This is a genomic window from Streptomyces racemochromogenes (assembly GCF_044129415.1).
GTDB lineage: Bacteria > Actinomycetota > Actinomycetes > Streptomycetales > Streptomycetaceae > Streptomyces > Streptomyces racemochromogenes_A.
Genome location: NZ_JBBDHD010000229.1, coordinates 1 through 6,041, shown reverse-complemented (window position 1 = coordinate 6,041; position 6,041 = coordinate 1). Strand labels below are relative to the sequence as shown.

The window sequence follows — 6,041 nt, the reverse complement described above, 5'->3', positions numbered from 1 at the left end:
CCCCCCCCCCCCCCCCCCCCCCCCCCCCCCCCCCCCCCCCCCCCCCCCCCCCCCCCCCCCCCCCCCCCCCCCCGGCGGTGTCCGCGTCAGGCCAGTCGGGCCCGGACCTCGGCGACGAGGTCGGCGACCGCCACGGCGCTCTGCTCGCCGGACTCCATGTCCTTGAGCTGGACCACGCCCTCGGCCAGGTCGCGGTCGCCCGCGACCACCGCGAAGCGCGCCCCGCTGCGGTTGGCGTCCTTCATGGCGCCCTTGAGGCCCTTGCCGCCGTACGACATGTCGGCCGCGACGCCCGCCTTGCGCAGCTCGGTCACCAGGCCGAAAACGGCGGGCTTGGCCTCGCCCAGAGCGACCGCGAAGACCGCCGTCGCCGCCGGGATGTCCAGCTCCACGCCCTCGGCCTCCAGGGCGAGCACGGTCCGGTCGACGCCCAGCGCCCAGCCGACGGACGGCAGGGCCGGTCCGCCGATCATCTCCGACAGGCCGTCGTAGCGGCCGCCGCCGCCGACCGCGGACTGCGAGCCCAGGCCGTCGTGGACGAACTCGAAGGTGGTGCGGGTGTAGTAGTCGAGGCCGCGGACCAGCTTCTCGTCGTCCTCGAAGGGGACCCCGGCTGCCGTGACCAGCGCCCGGACCTCCTCGTGGTACGCCTTGCAGGCGTCGCACAGGTAGTCGCGCAGCACGGGCGCGCCGACCAGCTGCTTCTGCACGTCGGGCCGCTTGTCGTCGAGGACGCGCAGCGGGTTGATCTCGGCCCGGCGGACGGTGTCCTCGTCGAGGTCGAGGCCGCGCAGGAAGCCCTGGAGCGCCTCCCGGTAGACCGGGCGGCACTCCTTGTCGCCGAGCGAGTTCAGCAGGATGCGGAAGTTCCGCAGGCCGAGCGAGCGGTACGCCTGGTCGGCGAGGATGATCAGCTCGGCGTCCAGCGCCGGGTCCTCGGCGCCGATGGCCTCGGCGCCGACCTGGGAGAAGTGGCGGTAGCGGCCCGCCTGGGCCCGCTCGTAGCGGTAGTACGAGCCGGAGTACCAGAGCTTGACGGGCAGGCTGCCGAGCTTGTGCAGGTTGCCCTGGAGGGCCGCGCGCAGCACGGAGGCGGTGCCCTCGGGGCGCAGGGCGAGCTCGTCGCCGCCCTTCGTCGTGAGGGTGTACATCTCCTTGCTGACGATGTCGGTGGACTCGCCGACGCCGCGGGAGAACAGCTTCACGTCCTCGAAGCCGGGGGTCTCCACGTATCCGTAGCCGGAGTTCTTCAGGGGCGCGGCGATCGCCTCGCGGACCGCCAGGAAGCGGGCGGAGCGGGGCGGCAGCAGGTCGTACGTGCCCTTGGGGGCCTTGAAGGTGCTCACGAAACTCGTCACATTCCTCGTCGTGGGGCGGCGGTGCCGTCCCCCAGCCCGGCCGCCACTTCCCGCAGGTACGGGTTGGTGGCGCGCTCGCGGCCGATGGTGGTCTGGGGACCGTGGCCGGACAGCACCACCGTCGAGTCCTCCAGCGGCAGGCACACGCGGGCCAGCGACTGGAGCATCTCGGCGTGGGAGCCGCCGGGCAGGTCGGTGCGTCCGATGGAGCCGGCGAAGAGCAGGTCGCCCGAGAAGAAGACCGGCGGTACGTCGGCCTGCTCGGGCATCCGGAAGGTCACCGACCCCTTGGTATGGCCGGGCGCGTGCGCCACCGAGAACTCCATCCCGGCCAGCTTCAGGGCGCTGCCGTCGGTCAGCTCGCGGACGTCGTCCGGCTCGCCCACCGTGAGCTCTCCCATGAGCGGCATGCCGATGGAGCGGCCGAGGGCCTTCTCCGGGTCGCTCATCATGTAGCGGTCCTCGGGGTGGATCCAGGCGGGAACGTCGTGCGCTCCGCACACCGGGACCACCGAGGCCACATGATCGATGTGGCCGTGGGTCAGGACGACCGCGACGGGCTTGAGGCGGTGCTTCCTCAGCGTCTCCTCGACGCCCTGGGCGGCCTGGTGGCCCGGGTCGATGATGACGCACTCCTCACCCGCGGCGGGGGCGACCAGGTAGCAGTTGGTCCCCCAGGCCCCGGCGGGGAACCCGGCAATCAGCACGTTCGTCCTCAATCGTCGTCCGTCGGGCGGCAGCAGTTCGGAATCTGCTGCTCAGAGCCTACCGGCGCCCCTCATCACACAGCGAACCCATATACGGTACGGCCTAACCGAGCCCGGACAGCGGTACCAGAGACGCACAAGGAGACGACCCGGTGGTCACGAGCGATCAGCGTCGGCGACAGCTCGCCAGGGAGAAGTACGAGCGCCAGCAGAAGCGCCGCGCGGAGGCCCGCCGCAAATCGCGGCAGCGGCTGGCGATCATCGGTGCGGCTTCGGCCGTGGTGGTCGCGACGCTGGTCGGCCTGATCGCGGGCGGTGTCTTCGACTCCAAGGACAAGAACGATTCCGCGGCCGAGCCCTCGGCCTCCCCGTCGCTGCCGGAGCCCAAGAAGTCGCCCTCCCCGGCGATGGCGATCGACGACAAGGCCACGTACACCTTCGACCTGAAGACCAGCGCGGGCGAGATCAAGTTCGCGATGGACGCCTCGAAGACCCCGCAGACGGTCAACTCCTTCAAGTCGCTCGCCGACAAGAACTTCTTCGACAAGACCAAGTGCCACCGCCTGGTCACCTCGGGGATCTACGTGCTCCAGTGCGGTGACCCCGAGGGCACCGGCCGGGGCGGCCCGGGCTACACCATCCCGGACGAGAACCTGGACTCCCTGGGCAAGCCGAACGAGCAGGGGCAGGTCGTCTACCCGGCGGGCACCGTGGCGATGGCCAACACCGGCCGGCCCGGCACGGGCGGCAGCCAGTTCTTCCTCGTCTACAAGGACAGCCCCCTCGCCCCCTCCTACACCCCGTTCGGGAAGATCGACGCGGCCGGGCTGAAGGTGCTGGAGGAGGTCGCCAAGGCGGGGACCTCCGACGGGGCCCAGGACGGCGCCCCCAAGACGCCCGTGACCATCGAGAAGGCCACGGTCACGAAGGACTGACGGGGGTCCGGCGGCCCCGGCCGGGCCGGCCCGCGACCCCCGCGGCGATATTCCGTCGTGCGGGATGCGGACAGCCGGCCCGGCGGTCGCCTATGTTGGCGTTGTGCAGGGCGGGCGCTGCCCGCCCCAGGAAACTGTGGACGATGCCGGGGGGACACGACCCCGCGCGGCATCAGGTGGAGGAGGCGCTGTGAGCAGCGACCCGTGGGGCCGAGTCGACGAGACCGGCACCGTGTACGTGCGTACTTCCGAGGGCGAGCAGGTCGTCGGCTCGTGGCAGGCGGGCACCCCCGAGGAGGCCCTGGCCTACTTCGAGCGCAAGTACGAGGGCTTGGTGGTCGAGATCGGCCTCCTCGAACGGCGGGTGCGGACCACCGATCTGTCCGCCAAGGACGCCCAGACGGCCATCGACCACCTGCGGACGCAGGTGGACGAGCACCACGCCGTGGGCGACCTCGACGCGCTGCGCGTCCGGCTCGACAAGCTGGTGGCGACGGTGGACTCGCGGCGCGAGGAGCGCAAGGTCCAGAAGGCCAAGCAGGCCGACGAGGCCCGTGCGGCCAAGGACGCCCTGGTGACCGAGGCCGAGCAGCTGGCGCAGAGCGACCAGTGGCGCAGTGCCGGCGAGCGGCTGCGGGCGCTGGTGGACATCTGGAAGGGCCTTCCCCGGCTCGACCGCAAGTCGGACGACGAGCTGTGGCACCGCTTCTCGCACGCCCGCTCCGCCTTCTCCAAGCGCCGCAAGGCGCACTTCGCCGCGCTGGACGCCCAGCGCGAGGAGGCCCGCAAGGCGAAGGAGAAGCTGGTCGCCGAGGCCGAGTCGCTGTCGAAGTCGACGGACTGGGGTCCGACGGCCGCCCGCTACCGCGAGCTGATGGACAGCTGGAAGGCGGCGGGCCGGGCGCAGCGCGAGGCCGAGGACGACCTGTGGAACCGCTTCCGCGGTGCCCAGGACGTGTTCTTCGCGGCGCGCGGCGAGGTGTTCGCGGAGCGGGACGCCGAGCAGGTGGAGAACCTGAAGCTGAAGGAGGAGCTGGCCGAGGAGGCCGAGAAGCTCGTCCCGGTGACGGACCTGAAGGCGGCCCGTGCCGCGTTCCGCTCCATCAACGAGCGCTGGGAGGCCATCGGCCACGTGCCGCGTGACGCCCGTCCCAAGGTCGAGGGCCGGATGCACGCCGTGGAGCGGGCCATCCAGGAGGCCGAGGAGGGCGAGTGGCGGCGTACGAACCCGGAGGCGCGGGCCCGTGCGGCCGGTCTGACGGGGCAGCTCCAGGCGGCCGTCGACAAGCTGCGCGGTGAGATCGACGCCGCGCGCGCGGCCGGCAACAACGCGAAGGCCGACAAGCTGTCCCGCGAGCTGGAGGGCCGCCAGGCCCTGCTGGACCAGGCCATGAAGGGTCTGGAGGAGTTCGGCGGCTGACGCCCGGCCGCCGTCTTCGGACGCGCCGCGCGACGGGCACCACCGGTCGGTTCCGGTGGTGCCCGTCCGTCGTGCGGGGGGGGTGCGGGAGCCGGGCCGGTCGCGGCTGAGGATGCGTCCGATTCGTTACGTGGTTTCGACACAGGGTGCGCGTGGGTTGCACCCTCCACCTGTGTAACGTTGTACGGTGCCGCCTCGGCGGCCTTCTGCCGGGCGACGACCAGGATCGAATGTGACGCATACCCAGATACGCGCTGATGTCCCCGACTCCCTTCTCGTCGCCGAACCGCTCTCCGGCACGAAGGACTCCGGGCTCCGTGGTGTCGGACGGCGCGTCCTCGCCCATCTGAAGCGTGCCCGGAAGGCGTTGCTGGTCCACATCGCCCTGCGCGCGACCGGACTCGCCGTGATGGCCATCTGGGCCGAACGCAAGGACGTGCGGCCGCTGGAGATCCTGGGCGGCCGCTGGGACGCGGTCTATTACCTGCACATCGCCGAGAACGGGCTGACGACCCCGCTGGCGACCCCGTCGCCGTGCGCGTTCGCGGGACCGAGCTGCCAGATGGCGTTCTTCCCCGTCTACCCGATGCTGGTGCGGTACACCTCGTACGTCACGCACCTGCCCATGAACTGGGTGGCGATAGGGCTGGCGCTGCTGGCGTCGGTGGTCGCCGCGTGGGGCATCTTCGCCGTCACCGACAAGATCTACGGCCGCCGGGTCGCGCTGTTCACCTGTGCCCTGTTCGCGATCGTGCCGGCGGCGCTCGTCCAGTCGATGGCGTACACCGAGCCGCTGTTCCTCGCCCTGTCGGTGTGGGCGATGTACGCGGTGATGACGAAGTCCTGGCTGACGGCCGGTGTGCTCGCGTTCTTCGCCGGTGCCACCCGGCCCTCGGGTTCGGCGATCGTCGCGGCCGTGGTACTGGCCGGGGTCTGGGAGTACGTGCAGTGGCGCCGTGGGCGCCGCTCGCAGCGGCCCCAGGTGGGGCGGATCGTGACCGCCTCGCTGATCGCCCCGCTGGGCTGGTTCGGGTACGTGGGCTACGTCGGCTGGCACTTCGGGCGCTGGGACGGCTACTTCGAGCTCCAGCGCCGCTGGGGTTCGGTGTACGACGGGGGCTTCGACACCCTCAGCGAGCTGAAGAAGACCTTCACCGAGGTGCACACCACCCTCAACCACGTGGTGGTCTCCCTGACGGTCGTCACGGCGGTGGTGCTGTTCGTGCTGATGACGCGCCGGCGCCGGCCCCCCATGGTCGTGTGGATCTTCGCGGCCATGATCATGCTGATGGCGCTGGGCGGGGCGGGCTTCTACTTCTCGAAGATGCGCTTCATCATGCCGGCGTTCCCGCTGCTCTTCCCCTTCGCGCTGGCCCTGGCCCGGGCCCGCCGCAGCACCGTGGTGTGGATCCTCGGGTCCGCCACGGCCGTGTCCGCCCTCTTCGGCGGCAACCTCAACTTCGTGTGGTGGGGCTGCCCCTGACCGGGCCGCCGCGCCGGACGTGACGGTGGGCGGGGGGGGGGGCCGGCGGGGCGGGCGCCGCCGGGCGGCGGGGGGGGGCGGGGGCGGGGGGGCGGCGGCGGCGGGGCGGCGGGGGGGGGCGGGGGCCGGGCGCGGCCG

General features: G+C 72.0%; 5 protein-coding genes. 3 read left to right on the top strand and 2 right to left on the bottom strand.

What is annotated here, in order from left to right; genetic code table 11:
- Positions 1-86: 86 nt before the first annotated feature.
- Positions 87-1,346, bottom strand: a complete 1,260-nt coding sequence (gene hisS, locus WDV06_RS35885; protein ID WP_395514005.1) for a histidine--tRNA ligase — start codon at positions 1,344-1,346, stop codon at positions 87-89.
- A gap of 8 nt (positions 1,347-1,354) precedes the next feature.
- Positions 1,355-2,065: an MBL fold metallo-hydrolase gene (locus WDV06_RS35880; RefSeq protein ID WP_042817822.1), complete on the bottom strand. Its 711-nt coding sequence runs from the start codon at positions 2,063-2,065 to the stop codon at positions 1,355-1,357.
- A 152-nt stretch (positions 2,066-2,217) separates the two neighbouring features.
- On the opposite strand from WDV06_RS35880, the gene WDV06_RS35875 reads away from it, so the two are divergent.
- From WDV06_RS35875 to WDV06_RS35865, 3 genes are all read left to right on the top strand, one after another.
- Positions 2,218-3,000 (top strand): peptidylprolyl isomerase, encoded by a 783-nt coding sequence (locus tag WDV06_RS35875; protein ID WP_395514004.1) that lies wholly within the window; start codon positions 2,218-2,220, stop codon positions 2,998-3,000.
- Positions 3,001-3,190: 190 nt separating this feature from the next.
- Complete coding sequence (locus tag WDV06_RS35870) at positions 3,191-4,420, top strand: DUF349 domain-containing protein (RefSeq protein ID WP_395514003.1); 1,230 nt, start codon at positions 3,191-3,193, stop codon at positions 4,418-4,420.
- A 232-nt stretch (positions 4,421-4,652) separates the two neighbouring features.
- Complete coding sequence (locus WDV06_RS35865; protein WP_395514002.1) at positions 4,653-5,903, top strand: hypothetical protein; 1,251 nt, start codon at positions 4,653-4,655, stop codon at positions 5,901-5,903.
- The last annotated feature ends 138 nt before the right edge of the window (positions 5,904-6,041 follow it).